This window comes from Enterobacter sp. E1, assembly GCF_016809815.1.
GTDB classification, from domain to species: domain Bacteria; phylum Pseudomonadota; class Gammaproteobacteria; order Enterobacterales; family Enterobacteriaceae; genus Enterobacter; species Enterobacter adelaidei.
Genome location: NZ_JAFBJM010000001.1, coordinates 640,409 through 662,983, shown reverse-complemented (window position 1 = coordinate 662,983; position 22,575 = coordinate 640,409). Strand labels below are relative to the sequence as shown.

The following is a 22,575-nucleotide window of genomic DNA, read 5'->3' as shown; positions in this document are numbered from 1 at the left end:
TTTGTATGCAATAAAAATGATTAAATATTATGTCTGTTGTAAAAAAAAAGCGGATAACCCATCAGGTTACCCGCTCCATGAATACCGTTTTATGCATTCGCGTGGTTAATTTCTGCGCTCAAATGCCAGCGCTTTACGCTCAATCAGACGCATCATCAGCGTCAACAGACCGTTAACCACCAGATACACCACGCCTGCGGCACCAAATACCATCACGTCATAGGTGCGTCCGTACAACAACTGTCCGTGACCCATCACTTCCATCAGGGTGATGGTGTAGGCCAGAGAGGTACTCTTGAACACCAGCACCACTTCGTTGGAGTAGGAGGAGAGCGCGCGCTTAAAGGCGTACGGCAGCAAAATCGCCAGCGTGTCTTTCTTGCTCATGCCCAGCGCCCCGCACGACTGCCATTGCCCTTCAGGAATAGCGCGGATAGCCCCGTAGAACAGTTGGGTGGTGTAGGCAGCACTGTTCAGGGAAAGAGCAATCAGGGCACACAGCCACGGCTCAGAGAGCAGGTGCCAGATAACCGGATAGTTCTGCAGCGACGGGAACTGGCCGGGCCCGTAGTAAATCAGGAAGATCTGCACCAGCAGCGGCGTACCGGTAAACAGGGTGATGTAGCCGCGCACAATCCACACCAGCACCGGCGTTTTCAGCGTCAGGATGATGGTGAAGATAAGGGCCAGGATCAGCGCCACGATGATGGACGCCACGGTCAGCGTCAGGCTGGTGTGCAGCCCTTTCATCAACTCGGGAAAATATTCAAGCATCAGCCTGGTCTCCGTTCAAAGCGCGTCGCACGCAGGTCAATACGCTTGAGGATGTACTGACTGAGCAACGTAATCACCAGGTAGATAGCTGCCGCCACAATGTACCAGGTAAACGGCTCCTGAGTACGGGTGGCGATGCTTTTGGTTTGCAGCATCAAATCATTTACGCTAATCAAGCTCACCAGAGCGGTATCTTTCAGCAGCACCAGCCACTGGTTACCGAGCCCCGGCAGGGCATGACGCCACATTTGCGGCATCACCAGACGGAAGAAGATGGCTGACTTCGACAAGCCTAACGCCTGACCGGATTCCCATTGCCCCTGCGGTACCGCTTTCAGCGCACCGCGCAGCGTTTGCGACGCGTAGGCGGAGTAGAGCAGAGAGAGGGCAATGACGCCGCACAGGAACGGGCTAACGTCAAAATTCTCAATTTGCATCTGCACCGGGATCTGCGCAACGCCAAGATTGATGGTGAAACCGTCCGACAGCATTAACAGCAGCTGTGAGGAACCGAAATAGATAAAGAGGACCACCAGGATTTCCGGTAGCCCACGCAGCACGGTGACCAACGCGGAGCCTGCCCAGGCGACGGGGAACCATTTTGCTGATTCCCACACCGCGAAGAACATCGCCAGCACAAGGCCGATAATCAGTGCGCAAACGGCAAGGCCGACGGTCATCCCGGCGGCGCTTGCTAAAGGAAAAATTTCATTCATCAGGAATTACTTCTGGAACCATTTTTTGTAGATGGTTTCGTAGGTGCCGTCTTTCTTCACTTTTTCCAGCGCAGCGTTAAATTTCTGCTGCAGCTCAGTGTTGCCCTGACGAACGGCAATCCCCAGACCGGTGCCGAAGTAATCCTTATCGGTCACTTTGTCGCCCACTGGTGCCAGCTTGTCGTTGGCTTTCAGCCACTCGGTCACGACAGCGGTATCACCGAAGACGCCGTCAATACGGCCATTCTGCAGATCCAGCTTCGCGTTCTGGTAGCTGTCATACGGAACAGTGGTGATTTCCGGATGTTTATCCATGATGAATTTCTGGTGCGTGGTGCCGTTCTGTACACCGACTTTCTTGCCTTTCAGCTGATCAACAGAGGTGAATTTCCCTTTCTGACCAATGAACAGGGCGGAGTTGTCGTAGTAAGGGGTGGTAAACAGGACCTGTTTTTCACGCTCAGGGGTGATGTCCATACCGGCCATGACGGCGTCGATACGGCGGAACTTCAGGCTTGGGATCAGGCTGTCGAACGCCTGGTTGCTGAAGGTACAGGTTGCGTCGATCTCTTTACACAGGGCGTTAGCCAGGTCCACGTCGAAGCCAACAATTTTGTTGTTCGCATCAATCGACTCAAACGGAGGGTAAGAGGCTTCCGTGGCAAAACGAATGGTCTGGGCTGCGGTAGCGGAAAGGGTAACGCCAGCAAGCAGCACGGCAAGTAATACTTTTTTCATTATATTTCCCCTGACACAATCAATGAGATAAATAGTTTTTGAAGGCATCGGTTTGCGGGTTGGAGAAGCAGCTCGCATCACCTTGCTCAACGATATAACCGTTTTCCATGTAAACCACGCGGCTGGCGGTTTTGCGCGCCACTTCCACTTCGTGGGTTACGATGACCTGAGTAATATTGGTTTCCGCCAGCTCACGAATGATGCTGACGATCTGGGCGGTGATTTCCGGGTCCAGCGCCGCCGTCGGCTCATCAAACAGCAGTACCGCAGGCTCCATCATCAGCGCACGAGCAATCGCCACACGCTGTTGTTGCCCACCAGAAAGGTGCAGCGGATAGCGGTCGCTGTATGGCTTAAGACGCAGACGCTCCAGCAGTTTTTCGGCACGTGCAATCGCCTGATCTTTGCTTAACCCCAGCACGCGGCACGGGGCTTCAATCAGGTTTTGCAGCACGGTCAGATGCGGCCAGAGATTGTATTGCTGGAAGACCATGCCGACGTTTTGACGCAGTTCGCGAATCGCTTTATCTGACGGAGTTTTCGCGAAATCAAAATGGTTACCGGCGATTGCCAGCGTACCTGAACGTGGCATTTCAAGCAGATTAAGGACACGCAGAAGGGAGCTTTTACCTGCACCGCTTGGGCCAAGCAAAACCAGCGTTTCGCCTTCCGGGCAGTTCAGCGTGATGTCAAACAGCGCCTGGTGTGCGCCGTAGAAGCAGTTAATGCCGTTTAGTTTAATACTCATCGGGGCAGTCTTTACTCATCCAGGCAATCTATAGCAATTGAGGCCGCAGATAGTACCGTTGACAGAATAGTTATGCAATATTTCTGCGTTAAAAGTTAAATATAACCCGTATTTCCTCTTAAACATAGCACAAAATAGCGAACGGCAAGGTCGGCGAGTATAAATGTCGGCATTCCGAATGAAATGCCGCACATTTTTCGGGGGTTACAATTTTGTATCGGATGGTTTAACGGTTTTCAATCGACTGACGTAGCGTGCCTGCCGGGGCATGAACGCTGCCGCCGACGTAGCGTACGTCGTCCACCGCCCAGCATTGACCCTCACGGATCATCAGCACTTCATCCTGCCAGGTCTGAGTACCCTGGGTCAGCTTCACGCGGAGCGGAATGTTTCGCGCATCCGTGTTCGGAATAGTTGACGCGCTGGCCACTTCGGCGCTGTCAGGCAGCGTGGCGCGGCTGGAGAACGGATCGGATTTCAACAGCGCGTTGTGCTGCGGATCGCGGGTGGCGTCGTTCAGCAATTTTGCCAGCCCATCGCTCAGATACGGGCGCAGGCCGGTGAGATCGTTGCTGCGGTGCTGAATGCGATAATCATAGAACTGCTGCGCCACGGTGTCCGGGCCGCCATCAATACAGGGGCCGCTGCGGGTACCGATATCCTTAAAGGCTGGCGTGACCGTGGTGGTACAGGCGCTGAGCACCAGCGCGCAGGGCACGAAAAGTGTTAAAGCAGAATAGCGCATGTTGATTTCCTTATTTATTAACTATCCTTTCAATCATAGCGTAACGAACCGATAATGCTGTGCCTAAGGCATTGAACGCTAAAGAAGGAGATAAAATATGCAGTTTTCAACAACGCCAACCCTGGAAGGGCAGACCATTACCGAGTACTGCGGTGTGGTCACCGGTGAAGCGATTCTCGGTGCCAACATCTTCCGTGACTTTTTTGCCGGCATCCGCGATATCGTAGGTGGACGCTCTGGCGCATACGAAAAAGAGCTGCGCAAAGCGCGCGAGATCGCCTTTAAAGAGCTCGGCGAGCAGGCGGAAGCCCTCGGCGCGGATGCGGTCGTGGGGATTGATATCGACTACGAAACGGTCGGGAAAGATGCCAGCATGCTGATGGTGAGCGTAAGCGGTACGGCGGTGAAAACTCTTCGATGACGCGTTCGCTTACGGCGCTCCTGCTGGCGCTGTTGCTGGCAGGGTGCTCCGCTGAAAAAGGGATTATTGATAAAGGTGCCTACGAGCTGGATACCCGGCATCAGGCGCAGGCGGCTTACCCGCGCATCAAGGTGCTGGTGATCCACTACACCGCGGATGATTTTGACAGCTCGCTCGCCACGCTAACGGATAAAAACGTCAGCTCTCACTATTTGATCCCTGCAAAGCCACCGGCACCGAAAGGAAAACCGCGCATCTGGCAACTGGTGCCCGAGAGCGAGCTGGCCTGGCATGCAGGCATTAGCTTCTGGCGGGGTACTAACCGTATCAATGATACATCTGTCGGCATTGAGCTGGAAAACCGTGGCTGGCAAAAGACGTCTGGCGTTAAGCACTTTACTCCTTTTGAACCTGCGCAGATCGCGGCGCTGGTGCCGCTCGCCAAAGACATTATTGCCCGCTACAACATCAGGCCTGAAAATGTCGTGGCCCATTCGGATATCGCGCCGCAGCGTAAAGATGACCCCGGTCCGTTGTTTCCGTGGCGGCAACTGGCTCAGCAAGGCATCGGCGCATGGCCCGATCCCTCACGTGTTGCGTTCTATATGAACGGGCGTCCGCGCTATCAACAGGTGGATACTCCCGCGTTACTCGATCTCCTTGCGCGTTATGGCTATGAAGTACCGGCAGACAGTACGCCGGCGCAGCAAAAACGCATCATCATGGTCTTCCAGATGCATTTCCGGCCCGATCTGTGGAACGGAGTCGCGGATATCGAAACGATGGCCATTGCAGAAGCACTTCTAGAGAAATACGGGCAGGGGTAATCCTTCGGATTGCCCCCGAATGCGCCTGTTTATGCTGAATTGCTTGAGATTAATCTTAAGTACAAACTTAATTCATTTTTAGTTAATTGACTTAAAATTATCCGGATTTAAGATAGACACATAGCTTGCTAAGTAATGCAGCAAATAAATATAACGTACTCGTCCTTTATTTTCTCCTTGAGAATATCATCAGGAAAATATTAAAAGGTTAAGGTTTTATACCTTAGTCTTGCTTTTTAAATTTCACATCTTAAATCGGGTATAATAATGTTAAGCATCTATGCGAAAAAATTACGTCCGCAGCATGAAATGGAAACCATTATCTCTGCAACGTCAGGTTTTGAAGAAAGAACCTTAAAGAAATGGCAAAAAATATCGACCTCTGATTCACAGTATATTCATATTATCGTCAGCGGCGAAGTTGAGTTCCGCCGTGAATCCGACGAGCTGTGTATGTTCACTGTGACGGGCCAGTGCATTTTTGGTCTCTCTGCCATGTACTACAACGCAACGCACATGTATGGCCTCGTTCGTGCCAATACCGTGGTGCGCTCAATTAAAAAAGAGGTTTTCGCCCAGCTAATGACTGAAAACAACTTATGGCCGGAACTGACTAAAGTCCTCTCCTGGTACATTTGTATGCTGAGCAAACGAGACGATGTGTTGGTTGCCCGCAGTGCCTATTCAGTCGTACGCGAATTCCTGTACGAAATTAATGAACTGATTATTCATCATCAACGTGATATTAATGTTTATGATTATATTCAGGAGTACACCAATCTGGCGCGTAGTACCATCATTAAAATTCTCTCCGACCTGAAAAAAGGTCAGTATATTGTCGTGGAAAAGGGGCGTCTCCTTAATATGGCAACGTTGCCTGAGAAATATTAATTATTCCAGCCGATCGCCTTTCTGACTCAAAGGCGATCGGGTATCTGCTTTATGTAATACACCAGACTGTGAATTCTCCTGCGTTTCGTCAACTGGCGGCGCGGGAATTTTTCCGTGCGAGTAATCCTGTTCTTGTTCTTTTAACGCCTGCTTAAACAACTCGGTTAACGATGAATTATTTGTGTCTGTGCTGGCGGGCGAAACATCGTGAGCTTCAGTTCCGGGTAACGTATCCCGCGACGTATCGTGCGGTTCCGTACCCTGAGGTGCCTGCTGCCAGTCGGCATCATCGCTGTTAATGGGAAGATCCTGCATGGCAGGAATATCATGGTGTACTGGCGCAGGTTTCGGCTCCGGATGCGGGAACGGCTTACTCACATACACATAGTGCATATCTGAAATCTGCGTCTCGGGTTTTACTACGCTGACTTTTTTTGCCAGTTCCGGTGCGGGATGACGTAGGTTCCAGTAGGTATGCGTGTACAGTCCCGCCATCAGCATGGCACACAGACTCACCATCCATACGACGGTGTTGGTGAATATTGTTCTCAGGTGGGGGAAACGATACGAAAACCACACCGCCTCCCCGGTTGTGTAGCTGCGCTGAGCCGCAAGACAGATGGTAGACATCAGGAACGCCCCTCCTGCGTTTGAGTGGTCTGAATCAATACGCTCGGCGTGGTATTGGTTACGCGCATCAACTGCATCAACGTCTCTTCCCCGGGAATACCATCCACATGCAGATGCATTTTTTGCTGGAACTCGCGGGTGCGTTTCATCATTTCCGTCGTCCAGGTTTGAGAGTGGGTTTCCGGTTGGGCAAGGGCCTGGCTCAACTGCTGGTCAAGCCAGGTCATATCTTTACTGTCGCTGGCGGCGCCGATCGCGTCTTTACCTTCTGGCGTCAGGCTGTGCAGTTGGGTGTAGTTTCCGGTCGCGTGTTGCTTAAACCAGTTGCGGCTCACCTGCCAGGTGCGGTTGTTCATCAGCAGGTCGATTGAGGTCTCTCCGACGCGGGCGACCACGGCATAATTGAGGTGGTTACCCGTTTTCAGTTCACTGATCCACGGATAGCCCTCCTGTGCCAGCGCCTCCAGTGAGGCATTTCCCTGTTTACACATCAGGTTCACCTTCGCGGCGTTTTGACACAGAGCATCGTCCGCCGAGGCGTCATAACCCCACATCAGGTAGAGCTGATGCATGGCATCTGACGGGGTGATCATTTCGTTATCGATAACCGGCACAACAGGCGCCTGAACTTTTGGCGTCTGATGCCGCCAGCTTACAGGAACCGGCAGCTGAATCGGAAGGCGTGCCGTCATCGCTGAGCTGAAATACCAGCCGCAGGCAGCGAATAGCACAGACGCGAATAATCCCACGGTAGCCAGGCGCTTACCGTAATTTTTCCCGGGCAGGACTTCTCCCGCGGCCAGGCGTAAATGACGTGGGCTGACCTGGCTTGCACGCTCGGTCCAGGCGGCAAGCATCGCGAGGTGCGCCAGTTCATTCAGCTTGCTGATATTCCCTTTGGTCAGGGCATGCATTTTACGCACGCGGGCCGGGGTTAACGGTGAGTTCTCGCATCCCTGTTCGTCACACTGCGCCTGCACGTAGTTGAGATATTCCCGGCAGGTGAGTGAGCGCAACGTGTGATGGGTATGCGTATATTCCCGCAACACAGATTGCTGCATCAGGACAGCTTCCTGAGCTGTTGTGCCCATCAGCACGATGGAAAGAGCAAACTCCATCTCCTGGGCGCGCGTGAGCAACAGAGCCAGCACCTCCCGGCAGGTGTCTTTCATGGCTTCGGTGTGGGCGATCACCAGCACTTTCGACCTGGTTTTACCGCCTTGCCACTGGTGCAACACCGCATCTACCGCCTGAATCCGGTTCTTGTTCTCTTTCGTTCCCGGGTTGAGCTTATACAGCAGGCTACTGGCACTCAGTTTTGGGAACGCGTTGATGGCAAGAACATTAGGGTTAGCAGATTTCAGGGCATCGCTGAACTGGCCCAGCAGCGGGAGATCGTCAGAAAAGAGCCCCGTAATTCCCGCCAGCTGGGTTTTCTCTTTCAGCAGGTTGAAAACGTCCTGATGATAAGGCACCAGAAAATCCCCGGATAAACGAGTGATCTTCCGAAAGGGCGGATTTTTAAAATTAAAGTGGCTCTGATACATAACGACTTACCGTCTCTGATTGAATAGCAACAGGACGAGAAAGTAAAGCAACGCCACCGAGGGGGCAATTTATACACAGGGTAAAAATATCCTGCTGTCGATACCTAACATCTGAATTTTATACGGTCAATATGTTTTTTCATGAAAGTTAGCGGCAAAGCCAGTGGTCGTATTTATCGCGAGGTATTACGCTTTCCACACATATTAGTGCAGTGTGATGCTGCTTATTTTCGCTTTGCTAAAGGCCAGATGAAAAATGAGGTTCTCATATCTGTCTCGGTGGATAACGCCTTGCATTATGTTTGTGCTGTTAATTTTTTGCGGCCAGCAAGGGTATCGGACGTTTAAAGATTATAAAAAAGTGACGAATAAGTTGGTTAATTCTGATGTGCAGCCAGCGAAAAATCCTCGTGAAGAAAAGACATTCACACTTTTCGCCGCTGCTGTACGTCAGGATAACTTACCTGCGGCAGTCAAAGCCCCTCTGGCTGCGGAAATTGAAGGCATCGTACGCAGTGATGATACCTGGCTTTCCTTCGCCGTCATCAAAACACCCGGTGGTCAAAAGAGTTACCGCGAAGGTGAGCCACTGGCCGGATTTAACGATGCCTATATTCAGGAAATTAACAAAGATAATGTGGTGGTTAATTACGAAGGTGCTACGCAGGTACTGGCTTTAAATAAACCTGATTATTTTAAGGGCGGCGTTGACAACGGCCCGGTAACCCATTCGACGAAAGATGCAGGTGCGGACAATGTGCATCTGGATGATTATCTGGTGTTAAAACCAATAATCGAAAAGGGGCAACTGGAAGGCTATAACATTAATCCAAAGGATGCTTCCACCTTCTACAGCCATTCAGGGTTGAAAAAAGGGGATGTGGCAGTAGAAGTGAACTCAGTCGATATGACCGATCAAGCAAAGGCAAAAAGTATTATTGCCAGTTGGTCGAAAATGAAAGAAGCGGAGGTCGTCGTCAGACGTCACGCTCACCTTGAAAATATTCGGGTTAATGTTCTAAACAATTAACAAGTGTACAGACATGAAGAAATTTCCCTGGGCGTGCGTGGCGCTGACCGCATTGTCGTTATATTCGAGTTCGCTGCTTGCAGCCAACTTTAGCGCGAGCTTTAAAAATACCGATATCCGCGAGTTTATTGATACGGTTGGCCGCAATCTTAATAAAACCATTCTCGTCGACCCGTCCGTTCAGGGCACGGTGTCGGTCAGAACCTACAACGTGCTGACGGAAGATGAGTATTACCAGTTCTTTCTGAGCGTGCTGGATTTGTACGGGCTGTCGGTGATCCCGATGGACAACGGCATGGTCAAAGTGGTGCGTTCAAGCGTAGCCCGCACCGCCGGTGCACCGCTGGCAGACAGCAAAAATCCGGGCAAGGGTGATGAGATCATCACTCGCGTGGTGCGCATGGAAAATGTGCCAGTACGTGAACTGGCTCCGCTGCTGCGTCAGCTCAACGATGCCACCGGCATCGGGAACGTGGTCCATTTCGAGCCCTCCAACGTGCTGCTGTTAACCGGTAAAGCCTCTGTGGTGAACCGCCTGGTGGATCTGGTTCAGCGCGTGGATAAAGACGGGGTTCAGCGTCGTGAGATTGTGCCGCTGCGCTTTGCGTCCGCGAAGGAGCTCTCAGACATGTTGAACAACCTCAACAACGAAGAGCAGAAAGGGCAAAACGCGCCGCAACTGGCTACCAAAGTGGTGGCGGATGACGAAACGAATAGTCTGGTGATCAGCGGTTCGGAAGATGCGCGGATGCGTACCCGTTCCCTCATTCATCAACTGGATCGCGAGCAGAACAACGAGGGTAACACCCGAGTCTTCTATCTCAAGTATGCCAGTGCCACGAAAGTGGTTCCGGTGCTTACCGGTATTGGCGAACAGCTGAAAGATAAAGCGGGCACGCCTAAGGCGAAAACCGCTACTGCGACAAGCGATCTGAATATTACCGCTGATGAGGCAACCAACTCGCTGGTGATCACCGCGCAGCCTAACGTGATGAACTCTCTGGAGAAGGTGATCGACAAGCTCGACATCCGCCGTCCGCAGGTACTGGTAGAAGCGATCATTGCTGAGGTGCAGGACGGTAACGGACTGGACCTCGGCGTGCAGTGGACCAGTAAGCACGGTGGTGTGCAGTTCGGCTCCACCGGGCTGCCCATCAGCCAGGTGAAAAATGGCGTGATGAAAGGGGCGAGTTTCACTGGCCTGGCGACAGGATTCTTTAACGGTGATTTCGGGGCCCTGATGACCGCGCTCTCAACCGATGGCAAAAATGACATTCTTTCGACCCCAAGCGTGGTCACGCTGGATAACAAAGAAGCGTCGTTCAACGTGGGTCAGGATGTGCCGGTGCTTTCCGGTTCGCAGACCACCAGTGGTGACAACGTCTTTAACTCTGTTGAGCGTAAGACGGTCGGTACCAAGCTGAAGATTGTGCCGCAAATCAACGACGGGGACATGATCCATCTGAAGATCGAGCAGGAAGTGTCAAGTGTCGACAACAGTGCAACGGAAGACGCCAGCCTCGGCCCAACCTTCAACACCCGTACCATCAACAACGAAGTGATGGTGCACAGTGGGCAGACGGTGGTGCTTGGCGGACTGATGGAAAACGTCACCAAACAGTCGGTTTCCAAAGTGCCGCTGCTCGGCGATATCCCGCTGGTCGGTCAGCTGTTCCGCTACACCTCGCAGGATACGTCCAAACGCAACCTGATGGTATTCATCCATACCACCGTCCTGCGTGACGACGATAACTACAGTGCGGCGTCGAAAGAGAAATATGACCAAATCCGCGCTCGTCAGCAGCAGCGCGTGGAAGAGAAAAAGCTCGGTATCGTTGAGCCAACCGATAATGCGGTGTTGCCTGCATTGCCCTCTGCCTCCCGCAACCCGTTTAAAGAGTAAGGGAGGCATAACGTGGACGAGCTGGGTAAAACTCTGTGTAGCAGCAGCTACGCGAAAGATAATGGCGTTTTATTTTACAACAATGATGTCTATATCCGTGATGACACCCCGGCTTTTGCCCTGCTGGAGGTACACCGGGTGCTGGGGCGCGCGTTCGTTCCGGTAACCCTGACGTCTGACGCCTTCGATGAGATGCTGGCTAAAATCTGGCAGCAGAGCAGCGGCGTGTCTCAGCAACTGGTGGACGATATGGATGCGGATATCGATCTGATGGCGTTAACCGAGGAGATCCCGGATAACGAAGATCTGCTCGATAACGACGAAAACTCCCCGGTGATCCGCCTGATCAACGCCATTCTCGGCGAGGCGGTCAAGGACGGTGCGTCAGATATTCATATCGAAACTTTTGAGCGCACGCTGAGTATTCGCTTCCGCGTCGACGGCGTACTGCGCCCGGTGTTGCAACCCGCGCGTAAACTCGCGCCGCTGCTGGTGTCGCGTATTAAAGTCATGTCAAAACTCGACATCGCCGAGAAGCGCCTGCCGCAGGATGGCCGTATCTCCCTGCGCATTGGTCGTAAGGCGATTGACGTGCGTGTGTCGACCATTCCATCTCAGTATGGCGAGCGCGTGGTAATGCGTCTGCTCGATAAAAGCAATCTCAAGCCCGACATCAACAAGCTGGGGCTGATTGATGAAGAGCTGGAGAAGTTAAAAGGGCTGATTGACCGTCCGCACGGCATTATCCTGGTCACCGGGCCAACGGGTTCCGGTAAAAGTACCACCCTGTACGCCATTCTGTCGGCGCTGAACGGCCATGAACGCAATATTCTGACCGTTGAAGATCCGATTGAATACGAGCTGGAAGGGGTGGGGCAGACGCAGGTTAACCCGCGCGTGGACATGACCTTTGCCCGCGGACTGCGCGCAATTCTGCGTCAGGACCCGGACGTGGTGATGATTGGGGAAATTCGTGATGGTGAGACCGCGCAAATTGCGGTGCAGGCATCGCTGACCGGTCACCTGGTCATGTCTACGCTGCACACCAACAGTGCCGCAGGGGCGATTACCCGTCTGCGGGATATGGGGCTGGAGTCCTTTTTAATCGGTTCATCGTTACTCGGTGTCATTGCCCAGCGTCTGGTGCGTCGGTTGTGTTCTCACTGCCGAACCACCAGTCCGCTGGATGACAATGAAAAGGCGTTGTTCAGTTTTATGGAGACGCCACCCAAAACGATCTATCGCGCGGTAGGGTGCGAGCACTGCCGCCAGAGCGGCTATCAGGGCCGGGCCGGTATTCATGAATTCCTGGTGGTGGACAGCACTATGCGCCGCGCCATTCATGAAGATAAAGACGAAATGTCCATCGAGACACAGCTCTTTAAGCAGGCCTACAGCCTGCGTGAAAACGGACTGTTGAAAGTGATCGGCGGCGTAACGTCTCTCGAAGAGGTGATGCGGGTGACCGCCGAGCGTGGAGGGGATGCGTAATGGCCTTCTACGCCTGGACGGCAACGGATGTCGCGGGCAAAACCGTGCGTGGCGCGTTGCAGGCCGAAGGGCAGAAGCAGGTTCGCCAGATGTTGCGCGAGCAAAAGCTGATGCCCGTCAGCATTACCGAGACCCGTGAAGCAGCGTCAGCCGGAAAAACGAAAACGGGGACAAAGCTCTCCACCCCGGTGCTGTCGATGTTTACCCGCCAGCTCTCCACGCTGGTCAACGCCGCGCTGCCGCTGGAGAGCGCGCTGAAAGCAATCTCGAAGCAGACGGAAGACAAAAAGCTGGCGGCGATGGTGGTGGAGATCCGCGAGAAGGTAGTGGAGGGACACACGCTCTTTGACGCCTTCAGCCAGTTTCCGCGCACCTTCGACAAACTCTACTGCACGCTGGTGATGGCTGGTGAAAAGACCGGCCACCTGGGCGATGTGCTGGAGAAGCTGGCCGAGTACAACGAGCAGCGTCAGAAGATGAAAAGCAAGCTGACGCAGGCGATGGTCTACCCCATCACCCTGACGGTGGTGGCCATCGCGGTCATCAGCATTCTGCTGGTGGCGGTGGTGCCGCAGGTGATTGAACAGTTCACCCACATGAAGCAGCAACTGCCGATCACCACCCGGACGCTGATTGCGGTGAGTGATTTCCTGCAGGCCTACGGCATCTACATTGTCGGCGTGCTGGGCGGTGGATTCGTCAGCTTTAAGGCCTGGCTCAGACATACCAAAAACCGTTTCAAATGGAACCACTGGCTGGTCAACGGATCGCCAGTTAAAAAGCTGGTGTGCGCCATTAACAGCGCCCGTTATATCCGTACCTTAAGTATTCTTCAGGCCAGCAGCGTGCCGTTACTGGAAGGGATGTATATCGCGATGGACGGCATTGAAAACCTCTATGCCCGGCAGGTGCTGGAGCAGGCAGCAGATACCGTGCGCCAGGGGGCGTCGCTGTATGCCGCGCTGGAACAGGCGAAATTATTCCCGCCGACCATGCTGTATATGATTGCCTCCGGCGAAGAGAGCGGCGAATTAGGCAATTTAATGGATCGCGCGGCGGAAAACCAGGAATCAGCATTACAGCATCGAATTACGTTAACGCTGTCGGTATTTGAACCGGCACTGGTGGTATCCATGGCAACGATTGTTTTATTCATCGTGCTGTCAATATTACAACCGCTTCTGCAACTTAATAATATGGTAGGTTAAAACATGGCTAAGAAAAGAAAACACCTGGCACGCCAGGCGGGGTTTACTTTGCTCGAATTAATGGTGGTTATTGTTATTCTCGGTGTGTTAGCGAGTATGGTGGTGCCAAACTTAATGGGAAATAAAGAAAAGGCCGATACCCAAAAAGCGACCAGCGATATTGTCGCGCTCGAAGGCTCCCTGGATATGTATAAGCTGGATAACCACCGTTATCCGACAACGGAACAGGGTTTGCAGGCGCTGGTGACTAAACCTGAAATCGCACCCATCCCGAACGGCTACCGTGCTGACGGCTATATTCGTCGCCTGCCGCAGGACCCATGGGGCGGAGAGTATATTCTGGTGAGCCCGGGCGAACACGGTGCGGTCGATGTCTTCTCGGCAGGGCCTGACGGTGAAGCCAATACCGCCGATGATATTACGAACTGGTCTCTGGATAAGAAAGAGAAATAATGAAAAATCAACGCGGCTTTACGTTGCTGGAAATTATTCTGGCGCTGGTGATATTTGCCAGTTGCGCCATGATGGTGGTGTCAACAATACCTTCACGCAGCGGTGCGGATATATTTGGCCAGCAATTAAAAGCCCTCGTTGATTATGGTTCAGACCGTGCGGTGATGGACGGAAATATCGTCGGGCTGGTGCTAACCACGGATAACTATCAGCTGGTGACGCTCGACGATAAAAACGGCGAGCGGCACTGGGTACCGTTATCCGCAGGTCGTATTACCACCAAAGGCGATTTCCCTGAGGAGATGCACGTTTCGCTCTCGCCGCAGCGCCTTGCCGCCACGGTCGCCTCCGAGCCGCAGGTGCTCTTTTTGCCGGATGGTGAAATCAGCCGCTTCACGCTGACGCTGCAAAGCGACGACAAACAGCACCATTTTCGCGTGGTGTCGCAAGGTGCGGCCCCGGTATCGGTAGAAAACGATGACTAAAGGCAACGCTAAGCAAAAGGGCATGACGCTGCTGGAGGTGATGGTCGCGCTGGTCATCTTCTCGACTGCCGCACTGGCGCTGATGAACTCGGTCTCCCTGAACGTGCGTTTCACCCATGGTCTGGCCGACACATTGCAGGCGAGCTGGGTTGCCGAGAACCAGCTGGCGGAAGCGCAGCTCGCGAAAACCGACTTCCCGGATGCTGAGCAGCAGGGAACGGAAATCATGGGCGGACGCAGCTGGAACTGGCGCAAGCAGCGGGTCAAAACCGCCGACAACAGCTGGGCTAACGCCATCCGCGTGTATGCGGAAGGCGACGACAGCCAGCCGGTAATCTCACTGCAAATCATTGGGCCGGGAGAGAGCAAGTGAAGAAAACCCGACGCCAGCGCGGATTTACCCTGCTGGAGATCATGATTGCGCTGACCATCTTTGCGGTGATCAGCACCCTGGCCTGGCAAATTCTGGACGGCGCGATGCGTACCAGCTCGGCCACCGATGCCAGCGCGGCGAAGCTCAATCAGCTTCAGCGGGCCTGGAACCTGATGGTGCGTGATTTCTACCAGCTTCAGGCGCGCGCCCCGCGTAACGAGCCGGATCGGTTTCGTCAGGTTGGTGATGTGCTTGAACTGACCACCCTGAACGGCGTGAGCGGAACGGTACAACTGGAGCGCGTGCGCTGGCGGCTGGAAGAGGGGCGCCTGTATCGCGACGTCTGGCCGGTGATTGACGGCCCGGCGGACGCCAAACCCGACGAGGTGCCGATTGTCAGCGAGGTGAAATCCCTGCAGTGGCGTTTTTACCATCAGGGCTGGCTGAAAAGCTGGAGCGACCCGGCGCATCTGCCGGACGGCGTAGAACTGACGCTGACCATGGAAAACGGTGATACCTGGCGCTGGGTGTTTACGACCCCGGGCGATCTGCCGGAAGCTGCGTCGCCTGTGTCGCCAGCGGCACCGGAAGCAACATCATGAGTGTATTACGCAAACAGAAAGGGGTGGCCCTGCTGGTGGTGTTGATCCTGCTGGTCATGATGTCGGCGCTGGCCGCTAAAATCAGCCAGCAATTTTGCCGCAACCTGCAAAAAACGCATTACCAGGTGAGCCAGCAGCAGCTGCGCTGGGCGATGCAGGCGCAGGAGAAGGTGGTGAAAGACCGACTGCAAGCCGACGCCAGCGGCGAGAGTAAAGCCCTCACGCTTGAGGGCGACTGGCATCAACCGCTGGAAACACGCGGGGAAGACTATACGGTCGTCAGCCAGATAGAAGACGCGCAGGACTGTTTTAACGTTAATAACCTGCTGGCCGCTGAGAAAATTGCGCAAGGGCAAAATGTGCCTGTCACGCCGGAAAAATCGCGTAAAGAGCAGATTGTTGAACAGCTTCTGACAGAGAGTGGCCTGAGTCACAACACGGCAGAAGAGGTGTATCAACAGCTGGTGGACTATCTCGATGGCGATACGACGACGGCCAAAGAGGGTACCGAGACCGATGCCTGGGCTGGCGTGGTGCCCGCCCGACAACCGGCGAACCAGATGATGCGCACGATTGCGGAGATTACGCTGCTGCCGGCATTTCCGGCAACGGCATACCCGAAGGTGAACAAGCTGTTATGCGCATTACCGGACTCCGCCAGCAAGGTGGATGTGAACACGCTGAAACCGGCGCATGCGTCCTTACTGGCCGCAATGTTCCCCGGAAAAATGACCGAAGATGACGCCCTGCGCCTGATTGAATCGCGCCCTGAAACTGGCTGGGAAAATATGGAAGCGTTCAGCAAAGCGCTGGAACGGGCCTTCCCACAGCTAAAGGACGATCTCCCGCAGGTGGCTGAGTTCTTCTCAACCAATAGCCGGTATTTCCGCGTCAATTATACCGGCAATACCGATGAATTAACGCTTCGCGTGGTGAGCCAGCTTCAGGTCAACAGTGAGGCTGGCGAGATCGTGACGTGGCAACGTCGTTACCGAATGATTGAATAAGAAAAGTTGAACGCTATGAAACAGGTACTTTTTGTTCGTCCCGACAGCCGCGAGGACGGGAAAATAATGTGGTGTCTCTCCGGCAGCGAACAGGTTGAGGTAGTGGATAGCCTGGACGCACTGGTGGAGCATCCTCTGGCAGCCCGTGTTTGTCTGCTGCTGCCCGCGAGCAACATGATCTTCCGCCATTTTACGCTGCCGAAGAAAGTCGCCTCGCAGGCGACGGCGTTCTCGTGGATGGCGGAAGAGACGCTGATGGGTGATGTGGACAACCTTCACTGGACGGTGCTTAACAAAAAGGGTGCCGAGGTTGACGCCGTAGCCATCGACGCCGATTGTCTGCGCGGGTGGTTAACCCGCTGCCAGGAAGCCGGTTTGAAGGTCATACAGGCGCTGCCGGATGCCTGGCTGCTGCCCGCAACGGCAGGCGGAAGCACGCTTGTCGCCATGGACAATGGTTACTGGCTGCGTTCATCGCCGCATGCCGCCTGCGAAATAGCGCCGGGCCTGTTGCCCCTTTTACTGCAGAAAGCGGGAGAGGGGGAGGTGTGCTGTTACGGGGAAACGCCTGCCGATGTTGACGTCGATACCGTGCAACCCTGGCAGCATCCACTGATGTTGATCCAGCCGCAGTGGCAAACCTGCCGCGTCACGCTCCTGCATGGTCAGTTCAGCGCGAAAGCGAGCACGGGTAAAGCCGCGAAGAGCATCAAAACGGCGATGGCCGCAGCGGGCCTGCTCTCTCTTGGCCTGTTACTGGGCCCGCGGATCGCCATGGCATGGATGCTGGTGCAACAGGAAAATCAGGTTCAGCAGGAGATCCTTCAGGTTTATCAGCATCATTTCCCCAGTATGCGTCAGCAGACCAATATCAAATATCACTTTGGTCAAAACATGAAAAAACAGAGTAAAGGCGTATTTCTGCAACTGGACGAACTGGAAAAAGCCAGACAGGCCGTACCGGGAATGGAGATCTCTCTGCTCGAATACGATGCCCGGCAAAACTCGCTGACGCTGAGCGTCAGTTCGCAAAGCCAAACTGCATTGCAGACGTTTGTGAATCAGGCGGGTGAAAATTTTGATTTCACCCTGCAGCCTGTTTCTACGTCTGCTCCTTATACCGCTATGATCGCCGGGAAATATAAATGAAAGCGCGAATCGCACAGCTCAAGTCTCGTTACCAGCATTACAGCGCCAGAGAAAAAACCATCCTGAAAATATGTGCTATTACCGTATTGGGGGGCGCTATATATTATGCAGGTGTTATTCCTCTGGATAATATGATTCAAAATAGTAAAGCCACGCTCACCAGACAAAAAGAGACGCTGAACTGGATGCGCAGCGAAATAAATAAAAACCACCTTCCGGTTCAGGTTGTTAAAACAAACAATCCGCGCACGGTGGTGGAAAATAGCGCACATGAAATTAATCTCTCTCTGACCGATGTGCGTCAGGATGGACAAACATTATCGTTCGTGGTTAGTCGCGTTAACGTCTACGAATTAAAAAGCTGGCTGCGGGAAATTAACCAGACATCCGGTGTCAGACTGCAAAAAATGAACCTCACACCGGTCGATCACCTCAGCGATGTGAAAGCAGAAATACAGCTCACCTGGAGCAAAACCGCATGAATACTTTCGCGCTGATGCGGGATACCTGGCCTGTGGGGTTCCCGGCAATGAGTGCGATATTGGGCAGCATTGTGGGGAGTTTTCTTGGCGTCGTCGCCGAGCGCGTACCTGGCATGGTGATGGAAGAGGAAGGCAGTGGCAATTTGCTGTTCCCAGCCTCGCACTGCCCGGTATGCCAGCACACGCTTGCCGCCTGGGAGAATATCCCGCTGGTCAGCTGGCTTGTTTTACGCGGACGCTGTCGAAGCTGCCACACCGCCATCCCATTGCGGATATTTTTAATCGAACTTTTATCTGCACTTTTTTTTGGTATTACAGCCTGGTGTATGCCGTACGTACAGGCATTGTTTTCCCTTTGGCTGCTGGCCGCTTTTTTATTGCCGCTGACCATGATCGACTGGCGCTATCAACTGCTGCCGGATTGCCTGACCCAGCCGCTGCTCTGGACGGGATTGCTGCTCCATGCTTTTGACCACCGGTTGCCCTTACGGGATGCGCTGTTCGGTGCCGTGGCGGGTTACCTGTCGCTCTGGTTACTTTATTGGGCGTTTCGCCTGACAACCGGGCGGGAAGGTCTGGGGTACGGCGATTTTAAGCTGCTGGCGGCCTTAGGGGCCTGGTGCGGCTGGCAGTCGTTGCCTGTACTTGAATTAGTAGCAGCGTTGAGCGGTATTGTCGGCTATTTCACGTTATTTAATTTAAATAAAAATAACCTCACGATTTCTTTCGGGCCGTATCTCTCATTTGCTGGAATAGTGGTGTTTATTAGTCAGCAGTTTGCTTTCATTTTTTAAATATTCAGGTCAAGTTTTTTTATAAATTTTTTTGACGGTGGAAGAGAAGGACGTCTCTTTGCGCCCAGTGTATCGTAAGGGATATAAGCTACACGGAATTGGGGCTTGTATCTTTTTATGGAGGAATACAACGCAGCAAAAACGTTTTTTTTCTCGGTTTTCAGATTGGTTAAATACGCATTACGCAAAAAGCTCCATGTTCTCAAGGAAGACATGGATGATTAACGTTACGAATAAATTTATCAGGAAATAAAAATGAAATTTATGAAGCCTAAATATCTGGCGCTCTTTATTGCGGCGGCAACCAGTTCCGCATTTGCTGCAGCACCGGGTACACCGACGATCGGCTACGGTAATGACAAATTTGCCCTTGTTGAAGTCGATCAGGCAGCACAGGATTACAACAGCCTTGTCAAAGTACATAAAGACGGCGTGGATGTAAAAGTGGAGTGGAACGTCTGGAGCGGTGATGCACCGACGTCCGCGAAGGTGCTGCTGGACGGCCAAACCGTCTGGACCGGTGCGGGCAGCGCATCAGGCTCTGCCACCTTCAAGGTGAAAAAAGGCGGACGTTACCAGGAGCAGGTAGAGCTCTGTAACACCAGCGGTTGTAGCAAAAGCGCCAGCAAGCTGATTATTGTCGCGGATACCGACGGTAGCCACTTGCTTCCTCTCAATACTACCATGAAGGAAAACAACAAGACCTTTGCTCAGCATACTGACAAAGTGGTTGGGGCTTACTTCCCGGAATGGGGCGTCTATGACCGTAACTTCCAGGTCGATAAAATCCCGGCGGCTAACCTGAACCATATTCTGTATGGCTTCATTCCAATCTGTGGCGGTGACGGCATCAACGACAGCCTGAAAACCATCGAAGGGGGTAACAGCTTCCAGGCGTTGCAACGTGCCTGTAACGGTCGTCCGGATTATACCGTTGCCATTCACGATCCGTGGGCGGCGCTGCAAAAACCACAGGCCGGCGTTTCTGGCTGGGATGACCCCTACAAAGGTAACTTTGGTCAGTTGATGGCGCTGAAAAAAGCACATCCAGGGCTGAAAGTACTGCCATCTATCGGTGGCTGGACCCTCTCCGATCCGTTCTTCCAGATGAACAACCCTGCTATTCGCTCCCGCTTCGTGGCATCGGTGAAAGAGTTCCTGCAAACCTGGAAATTCTTTGACGGTGTGGATATCGACTGGGAATTCCCGGGCGGCGGCGGTGAGAACACGGCACTGGGTAATCCGCAGCAGGATAAAGCGACGTATACCGCGCTGATGCATGATTTGCGCACGATGCTGAACGAACTCTCCAGCGAAACTGGCCGTACTTATGAACTGACCACCGCGATCGGTTCCGGCAAAGATAAGATCGAAGACGTGGATTACACCACCACACAGCAGTATCTCGATCACATCTTCCTGGTGAGCTATGACTTCTACGGCGGCTGGAGCAATACAGAGTTGGGTCACCAGGCTGCGCTGAAAGCACCTGCATGGCGTCCGGACACAAACTACACCACCGAAAACGGCGTTAACGCGCTGCTGCAGCAGGGCGTACAGCCTGGCAAGATTGTGGTGGGAACCGCCATGTACGGCCGCGGCTGGACGGGGGTTCATGGTTACACCGGCAACAATCCGTTCACTGGCACCGCCACCGGCAAGGTGAAAGGGACCTGGGAACCGGGCGTGGTTGACTACCGTCAGATTGTGAATGAGTACAAAGGCAAGCCGGGTTGGGAATACGGTTACGACGCAGACGCGGAAGCACCGTACGTCTTCAATAAATCCACTGGCGACCTGATCACTTATGAAGATGCGCGTTCTGCTGCCGCAAAAGGCAAGTATGTTATGGCGAATCAGCTGGGCGGTCTGTTCTCCTGGTCCATTGACTCAGATAACGGCGACATTCTGAACGCCATGAATGAAAGCCTGCTGGGCGGTAGTTCAACCCCGGTTGAACCTGTTGTCACCAACCATGCGCCGATTGCTTCCTCGACCGATCTTTACGTCTCTGGCCCGGCGACCGTAACGCTCGACGGGTCTGCTTCCAGCGATCCGGATGGCGATGCAATCACCTATAAGTGGACCCAGATTTCTGGCCCATCGGTGACGCTCACCAACAGCACCAAAGCGAAAGCCACCTTCAACGTGGCTGCGGTGACCAGCGATCAGACGATGGCATTCCGCCTGACCGTGACTGACGCGAAAGGACTGAGCAACGCGATTGATGTGCAGGTTGTAAACAAAGCACCAAAAGCGAACCAGGCACCGGTTGTGAACCCAATGGAAGCAGTGACGCTGCAGGCAGGTGAAACCTATGCGCTGCACGCGCAGGCTGCGGATCCAGACGGTGATGCACTGACCTACGCCTGGAGCGTTCCGGCGGATATGCACGCGACCGGGACTGATACGGCGAACGTGAATATCACTGCGCCAGATGTGACCTCCGCCTCGACTTACACCCTGAGTGTCGTCGTAAGCGATGGTAAAACCAGCGTGCAGTCTAACGTGCAGGTCACGGTGAATCCTAAACCTGCTGACGTCACCCCGCCTGCTGATGAAGTGACCCCTCCGTCTGATGAAGTGACACCTCCTTCGGATGAAGGCACGGCAACCGGTAGCTGCGACGCGCCAGTCGATGCTAACGCCAGCAAATATGCTGCATGGGATGCCAGCAAAATCTACAACAATGGCGACACCGTGAGTGCCGACCACCTGGTGTGGAAAGCGAAATACTGGACGCAAGGTAACAAACCTGGCTTCGGTGTGGATGCCTGGGAACTGGTGAGCAATGTGAAGATGAACTGGCGTTCTGACCTGGTCTACAACGGCGGTGAAACCACCACTTACCAGGGTAACGTTTACCGTGCCAAATGGTGGACCCGTGGCGATAACCCGGCTAATAGCGACGTATGGGTGAAAGAAGGCGCATCAACAGATTGCAAATAATCTAACCCGATAATCACTCCCCCTCACGAAGGGGGAGTGATGAAAAATTCATTTTACAGGATGTTGGTAGGGAGAAATAACCGAAACTGTCAGCAGGTAAAAATGAAAAAGATCCTTTTGTTGTTATTAATAATAAGCCAAAGCGCACTGGCAAACTGTTGGGATAACGCGGCACGTTATTATCATGTCGACCCGTATTTATTGTATGCCATAGCCAATGTCGAATCCGGTATGAATCCGTATGCGGTGGGACAAAATCATGATGGCACGCGTGATGTTGGGTTGATGCAAATTAACAGCTCACATTTTACGGAACTGGAGACCAGAGGTATTGATGAACGCAGACTGATGACCGAGCCCTGTACCTCCATCATGGTCGGCGCTTCCATTCTGTCCGGAATGATTAAGGTCTATGGCTATAACTGGGAGGCTGTCGGCGCGTATAACGCAGGTTTAAAAAAAGAGAATTATCCGCAGCGTATGGTCTATGCCCATAAAGTCTGGAAAAAATATCAGCAATTAAAATTAGCTGCACAATATTAATGTTTTTTATTTTTGAAGAATTCCTCAGGGTGTTCTTCGAAAAGAAAAAACAGCTGTCTGTGGTTTATG

General features: G+C 53.2%; 24 protein-coding genes. 17 read left to right on the top strand and 7 right to left on the bottom strand.

Going from position 1 to position 22,575, the window contains the following annotated elements; genetic code table 11:
- Nucleotides 1-105: 105 nt before the first annotated feature.
- From artM to JGF26_RS03270, 5 genes are all read right to left on the bottom strand, one after another.
- Complete coding sequence (gene artM, locus JGF26_RS03290; protein ID WP_028019300.1) at nt 106-774, bottom strand: arginine ABC transporter permease ArtM; 669 nt, start codon at nt 772-774, stop codon at nt 106-108.
- Nucleotides 774-1,490 carry an arginine ABC transporter permease ArtQ gene (gene artQ, locus JGF26_RS03285; RefSeq protein WP_028019299.1) on the bottom strand — a complete coding sequence of 239 codons (717 nt, stop codon included), beginning with the start codon at nt 1,488-1,490 and terminating at the stop codon, nt 774-776. The genes artM and artQ overlap by 1 nt, the downstream gene beginning before the upstream one ends.
- 6 nt (nt 1,491-1,496) lie before the next feature.
- Complete coding sequence (gene artI, locus JGF26_RS03280) at nt 1,497-2,228, bottom strand: arginine ABC transporter substrate-binding protein ArtI (RefSeq protein ID WP_008500032.1); 732 nt, start codon at nt 2,226-2,228, stop codon at nt 1,497-1,499.
- Nucleotides 2,229-2,247: 19 nt separating this feature from the next.
- Nucleotides 2,248-2,976 carry an arginine ABC transporter ATP-binding protein ArtP gene (artP, locus tag JGF26_RS03275; RefSeq protein WP_028019297.1) on the bottom strand — a complete coding sequence of 243 codons (729 nt, stop codon included), beginning with the start codon at nt 2,974-2,976 and terminating at the stop codon, nt 2,248-2,250.
- A gap of 226 nt (nt 2,977-3,202) precedes the next feature.
- Nucleotides 3,203-3,721, bottom strand: coding sequence for a lipoprotein (locus JGF26_RS03270; RefSeq protein WP_028019296.1), 519 nt, complete (start codon nt 3,719-3,721; stop codon nt 3,203-3,205).
- A 97-nt stretch (nt 3,722-3,818) separates the two neighbouring features.
- On the opposite strand from JGF26_RS03270, the gene JGF26_RS03265 reads away from it, so the two are divergent.
- The 3 genes from JGF26_RS03265 to JGF26_RS03255 all read left to right on the top strand — a co-directional run bounded on the left by JGF26_RS03265 (nt 3,819) and on the right by JGF26_RS03255 (nt 5,860).
- Nucleotides 3,819-4,142, top strand: a complete 324-nt coding sequence (locus JGF26_RS03265; RefSeq protein ID WP_023310944.1) for a heavy metal-binding domain-containing protein — start codon at nt 3,819-3,821, stop codon at nt 4,140-4,142.
- Entirely contained in the window at nt 4,139-4,969 is an 831-nt protein-coding gene (locus JGF26_RS03260) for an N-acetylmuramoyl-L-alanine amidase (RefSeq protein WP_134707364.1), read from the top strand. Before JGF26_RS03265 ends, JGF26_RS03260 begins: the two co-directional genes overlap by 4 nt.
- A 267-nt stretch (nt 4,970-5,236) precedes the next feature.
- On the top strand, nt 5,237-5,860 hold the full coding sequence (locus JGF26_RS03255) for a helix-turn-helix domain-containing protein (RefSeq protein ID WP_028019294.1): 624 nt from the start codon (nt 5,237-5,239) through the stop codon (nt 5,858-5,860).
- Here JGF26_RS03255 and JGF26_RS03250 read toward each other — a convergent pair whose 3' ends face one another.
- Nucleotides 5,861-6,490 carry a hypothetical protein gene (locus tag JGF26_RS03250; protein WP_049005437.1) on the bottom strand — a complete coding sequence of 210 codons (630 nt, stop codon included), beginning with the start codon at nt 6,488-6,490 and terminating at the stop codon, nt 5,861-5,863. It abuts the gene before it with no gap.
- Nucleotides 6,490-8,037 (bottom strand): ExeA family protein, encoded by a 1,548-nt coding sequence (locus JGF26_RS03245; protein ID WP_134707365.1) that lies wholly within the window; start codon nt 8,035-8,037, stop codon nt 6,490-6,492. Before JGF26_RS03245 ends, JGF26_RS03250 begins: the two co-directional genes overlap by 1 nt.
- A gap of 298 nt (nt 8,038-8,335) precedes the next feature.
- Between JGF26_RS03245 and gspC the strand changes: the two genes are divergently transcribed.
- The 14 genes from gspC to iagB all read left to right on the top strand — a co-directional run bounded on the left by gspC (nt 8,336) and on the right by iagB (nt 22,506).
- Nucleotides 8,336-9,067 (top strand): type II secretion system protein GspC, encoded by a 732-nt coding sequence (gene gspC, locus JGF26_RS03240; protein WP_028019291.1) that lies wholly within the window; start codon nt 8,336-8,338, stop codon nt 9,065-9,067.
- Nucleotides 9,068-9,080: 13 nt separating this feature from the next.
- Nucleotides 9,081-10,970 (top strand): type II secretion system secretin GspD, encoded by a 1,890-nt coding sequence (gene gspD / locus JGF26_RS03235; protein ID WP_108090370.1) that lies wholly within the window; start codon nt 9,081-9,083, stop codon nt 10,968-10,970.
- 12 nt (nt 10,971-10,982) lie between these two features.
- Nucleotides 10,983-12,461 carry a type II secretion system ATPase GspE gene (gspE, locus tag JGF26_RS03230; RefSeq protein ID WP_028019289.1) on the top strand — a complete coding sequence of 493 codons (1,479 nt, stop codon included), beginning with the start codon at nt 10,983-10,985 and terminating at the stop codon, nt 12,459-12,461.
- Nucleotides 12,461-13,669 (top strand): type II secretion system inner membrane protein GspF, encoded by a 1,209-nt coding sequence (gspF, locus tag JGF26_RS03225; RefSeq protein WP_028019288.1) that lies wholly within the window; start codon nt 12,461-12,463, stop codon nt 13,667-13,669. Before gspE ends, gspF begins: the two co-directional genes overlap by 1 nt.
- 3 nt (nt 13,670-13,672) lie before the next feature.
- Complete coding sequence (gene gspG, locus JGF26_RS03220; RefSeq protein WP_134707366.1) at nt 13,673-14,122, top strand: type II secretion system major pseudopilin GspG; 450 nt, start codon at nt 13,673-13,675, stop codon at nt 14,120-14,122.
- Nucleotides 14,122-14,607 (top strand): type II secretion system minor pseudopilin GspH, encoded by a 486-nt coding sequence (gene gspH / locus JGF26_RS03215; protein ID WP_129325264.1) that lies wholly within the window; start codon nt 14,122-14,124, stop codon nt 14,605-14,607. Before gspG ends, gspH begins: the two co-directional genes overlap by 1 nt.
- Nucleotides 14,600-14,980 carry a type II secretion system minor pseudopilin GspI gene (gene gspI / locus JGF26_RS03210; RefSeq protein WP_028019285.1) on the top strand — a complete coding sequence of 127 codons (381 nt, stop codon included), beginning with the start codon at nt 14,600-14,602 and terminating at the stop codon, nt 14,978-14,980. The genes gspH and gspI overlap by 8 nt, the downstream gene beginning before the upstream one ends.
- Nucleotides 14,977-15,582: a type II secretion system minor pseudopilin GspJ gene (gspJ, locus tag JGF26_RS03205; RefSeq protein WP_134707367.1), complete on the top strand. Its 606-nt coding sequence runs from the start codon at nt 14,977-14,979 to the stop codon at nt 15,580-15,582. The genes gspI and gspJ overlap by 4 nt, the downstream gene beginning before the upstream one ends.
- A complete protein-coding gene (gene gspK, locus JGF26_RS03200) occupies nt 15,579-16,589 on the top strand; it encodes a type II secretion system minor pseudopilin GspK (protein ID WP_049005443.1) in 1,011 nt (336 codons plus the stop codon). The genes gspJ and gspK overlap by 4 nt, the downstream gene beginning before the upstream one ends.
- A gap of 15 nt (nt 16,590-16,604) precedes the next feature.
- Nucleotides 16,605-17,738, top strand: coding sequence for a type II secretion system protein GspL (gene gspL / locus JGF26_RS03195; protein ID WP_134707368.1), 1,134 nt, complete (start codon nt 16,605-16,607; stop codon nt 17,736-17,738).
- Entirely contained in the window at nt 17,735-18,220 is a 486-nt protein-coding gene (locus JGF26_RS03190) for a type II secretion system protein M (protein ID WP_134707369.1), read from the top strand. The genes gspL and JGF26_RS03190 overlap by 4 nt, the downstream gene beginning before the upstream one ends.
- Nucleotides 18,217-19,014, top strand: coding sequence for an A24 family peptidase (locus tag JGF26_RS03185; protein WP_134707370.1), 798 nt, complete (start codon nt 18,217-18,219; stop codon nt 19,012-19,014). Before JGF26_RS03190 ends, JGF26_RS03185 begins: the two co-directional genes overlap by 4 nt.
- Nucleotides 19,015-19,269: 255 nt before the next feature.
- The gene (locus JGF26_RS03180; protein WP_134707371.1) at nt 19,270-21,963 is read left to right on the top strand and encodes a glycosyl hydrolase family 18 protein; all 2,694 of its coding nucleotides are present in this window, start codon (nt 19,270-19,272) and stop codon (nt 21,961-21,963) included.
- 102 nt (nt 21,964-22,065) lie between these two features.
- Entirely contained in the window at nt 22,066-22,506 is a 441-nt protein-coding gene (gene iagB / locus JGF26_RS03175) for a type III secretion system invasion protein IagB (RefSeq protein ID WP_134707372.1), read from the top strand.
- The last annotated feature ends 69 nt before the right edge of the window (nt 22,507-22,575 follow it).